Raw genomic sequence first — 3,725 nt, 5'->3', positions numbered from 1 at the left:
TACTCAAAAGACGTACCCGACGGCAAATCAGCCTTGTTCTTAATCATGTCACCAGCAGCCGGAACCGGATCACCCTTCTTGATCGACTTATTCTCGACCTCAGGCGTGTACTTCTCCGCATCCTTCTCGGTAACTTCGTAGGTTGCACCGTAGGTGCCCTCGGCAGTGATCTTGTCACCATCGCCAGGCAGAGCCGGATCCCAAGCCTTGAAGGTCTTGCCATCCGCTGTCGGGTTAGCCGGCAGCTTGCCAGAATCCTTCAGCTCCTTACCCGTCAGTTCCTTCTTGACATCCAGGTACTTCTTGGTAACAGGCTGACCGTCAGCACCATCGCCGAACTTGCCTTCCTTCGCATCGAAGGTCAAACGGACGTAACCTTCAGGAGTTGGCTTGGACGGATCATCAACAACAATCACCGGATCGGTGGTCGGTGCGACATCATCGGTGTACAGCACAGTGTACGTGCCTTCGCTTTCGATCTTCGTAGCACCAGTCGGCAATGCCGGATCCCACTTGTCTACCTTCTTACCCGATGGAGGAACGATCTGGTCGTTTGCAGGAACACGATCCTTGAATTCGTCTCCTGTGGTGCCCTTCTTGACGTAGTATTCCTTGGTCTTGGCGGTCTTATTGCCAGTCTCCTTGAAGGAACCGTCGCCAGAGTTAAGGGTGACCTTTACGTACTGATCCTTGTACTCATCCGTGCCCAGCTTCTTCTTCCACTCTTCGTTCGCCGGAACGACGATAGGCTCGAAGTACTGAACGTCAGCGCGGATGAAGTTATCGTTGTGATCGAAGGACTTGTACACGGCTGCAACAGAGGGTTCTGCATGTACGCCGGTGTAGGCCGGATCAGGAACAGTGCGGAACACCATGTGAACTTCGGCGTTCTGCTTAGCGGTTTCGCCACCGTTCTTGTAGTTCACCGAGAACGTGGCGGAAGCACCGTTGGAGTCACTACCAACGTGACCTTCACCCCAGTAGTGAGTCACACCGAACTTGCCTTCAGGGCCGAAAGAATCGCCATAACGATCCCAGAAAGAGATATCGCCCTGACGCGGCTGTGAACCTTCGTTAGACGGAGAAGCCTGGATTTCCGAAGACTGGCGGATAAAGGCACCCAGGGAGCTAAACTGCTTACCGAAGGTGTTAATGATACGAACTGAATGAATATCATTATCCGTATCTTGCTGCTCTACTAGGTAGAAGCCGTTACGCAGATACTGCGTATCGCCATCGGTGGTGTGGTGAAGCAATGGGCGCAACTCTTCCTTAGTATCTACGCCCTGTTTACCTGCCAGTGAAACCACGGCGGTACTTGTGCCGACAACCGCCGGATTTTCTACCTTGGCTTCCTTCCAGTTAACAGTGATACCGATATTCTCCGGATCAAGCTTCAAACCCTTGGAAACAATAATGCTGAACCAAGGATCTGAAGTGGCCCAATACGTGGTATTTGTTGTGCCAGGCTCTAGCGGACCTTGATTAAAAACGGCTTCCCATTCGATCATGCCTTTGTCATCAGGCTCACTCTTCTGAATAATCTGAGCGCCGTTCTTAATGTAGTCATATTTCTTTTCGGCTAGAGCAGTTTCACTATTGGAGCTAGCTCCATAGTGAGTGCGCGTACCGAAATCGTGACCCTGCTTATAGGTCACATCACCAATTTTTACAGTACTACCAGGATCGGCAGCCTGCGCAGGCGCAGCCCCCCCTGGTAGCAGGAAGTGCCCCGTGGACAATGCCACGGCCGCTGCTGCTACACCAGCAACGTACTTCCTTGCGGAACGTCTAATCACTTATTACCTCCATTGGATAGAAGTATCCTCTGCACTCGTCATTGTTACAGCTTCAACTGTTAGTGTCTACTGCTTTTCAAATGGTAATACGCACAAGGTGGAAATACCTGCTCCTACCAGCACTTTTACTTATTTTCGCAAGAAAATTATGCGCTATACCACATGGGTAAAATAAGATTTGAACCAAACAAATCGCATCTTTTTTATGCTGGTAAGAACGTTAACTCTTTATATGTTTCACTTACGCAGGCACAGCATTACACAAACCGTGCTACCATACACTATTTTTCCGTTTTACCCGTCAGCAGCATAGTCGATAATTCATTACCTTGGCGACGGGATTTGACACTCGCGTCAGATAAAATAGTTCGCTTAACTCCTAATGAGAATAATTACCTTCTGCGAGCGCGGAAACAACAAGACAGGAGCGCATGAAAAGCATAGATATACTCATACCGGGAAATCACAGGACACAGACCGTTACACCGCACGCAAAACCGCAGGTACTACAACACCAGGTAGCTAGAGTAAAAAAATAGGCGTTCTTTTTAGGTTTTATTTATTCTTTTGCTGCCACTTCGCTATCCTTCTCCGTATTATTTCCTAGTATTTTTCAATACCTGGTAATCGTGCAATTACAGCACACATTGTGCGATACCACATCGCCTTGTGGAGCTCAGATAACACATGAGGGGCAGGAGAGCATGTGAGAAACATGCACTCCCACCCCTCGGTGGTTTTACCTCACCACTAGAACCTCAACAAGGCCCTAGAGTTTCGCAGGTAAATTACTGCGCGTACTGGCGACGAGCAGCCCGAATAGCAAGGAATACTCCTCCGAGAGCCGATAAGAGAACCGCCGCAAGGCCCATTCCCATAACTTCGGCGCCGCTATGAGCAAGCACTTCGCCATCCTCAGGCGTTCCTGGCTTCTGCGGAGTATTGGGGGACGGATTGCCCGGTTTCTCCGGAGTGTTTGGCGCAGGATTACCTGGCTTGCTGGGCTTATCAGGCGACGGATTGCCTGGCTTTTCCGGAATATTCGGAGCAGGCGGCACAGGCGCCTCGGGCTTAACCTTCACCGTCTGAGACTTATCCGAGGCATCCTCATGCTTGACCACATGCGGACCAGCCCCATCCCCAGAACCAACAAGATTCTCCGTCGAGCTCGCCGACTCAAAGACCACATACGTCTTACCCGGCTCCAACTTCACCCCAGCAAAAACCACATCAACAGTGCCATCAGCACCATCAACAACCTTCTTCACCGACGCCGAAGCCACAACCTTCGCATCCGAACCATCCGACGAAGCACCCAACTCCATCAAACGACCCGCAAACGTATACTCCTTACCCGCAGCAAGACCCGCAAAATCAACATGATCCACAACATCCACCGCAGCCGACGCATCCACCTCAACCGGAGCATCCACCGACGCACGCTTACCACCAACATCAACCGTCGTCTTCAACGAACCAGCCAACGGCACAGGCGCCTCGGGCTTAACCTTCACCGTCTGAGACTTATCCGAGGCATCCTCATGCTTGACCACATGCGGACCAGCCCCATCCCCAGAACCAACAAGATTCTCCGTCGAGCTCGCCGACTCAAAGACCACATACGTCTTACCCGGCTCCAACTTCACCCCAGCAAAAACCACATCAACAGTGCCATCAGCACCATCAACAACCTTCTTCACCGACGCCGAAGCCACAACCTTCGCATCCGAACCATCCGACGAAGCACCCAACTCCATCAAACGACCCGCAAACGTATACTCCTTACCCGCAGCAAGACCCGCAAAATCAACATGATCCACAACATCCACCGCAGCCGACGCATCCACCTCAACCGGAGCATCCACCGACGCACGCTTACCACCAACATCAACCGTCGTCTTCAACGAACCAGCCAACGGCACAGGC

2 protein-coding genes are annotated in these 3,725 nt (G+C 51.6%); both read right to left on the bottom strand.

Features of this window, described 5'->3' with window-relative positions; genetic code table 11:
* On the bottom strand, positions 1 to 1,658 hold a 1,658-nt coding region (locus ACLHIL_RS08920), incomplete at its 3' end, for a Rib/alpha-like domain-containing protein (RefSeq protein ID WP_411297609.1).
* A 929-nt stretch (positions 1,659 to 2,587) separates the two neighbouring features.
* Positions 2,588 to 3,725: VaFE repeat-containing surface-anchored protein (locus ACLHIL_RS08915; RefSeq protein ID WP_411297608.1), on the bottom strand; the 1,138-nt coding region annotated here is incomplete at its 5' end.

Origin of the sequence: Trueperella sp. LYQ143 (assembly GCF_046599595.1) — a bacterium.
Classification (GTDB): Bacteria; Actinomycetota; Actinomycetes; order Actinomycetales; family Actinomycetaceae; genus Trueperella.
The sequence above is the reverse complement of the archived record's forward strand: the minus strand, read 5'-3'. Positions and strand labels throughout refer to the sequence as shown.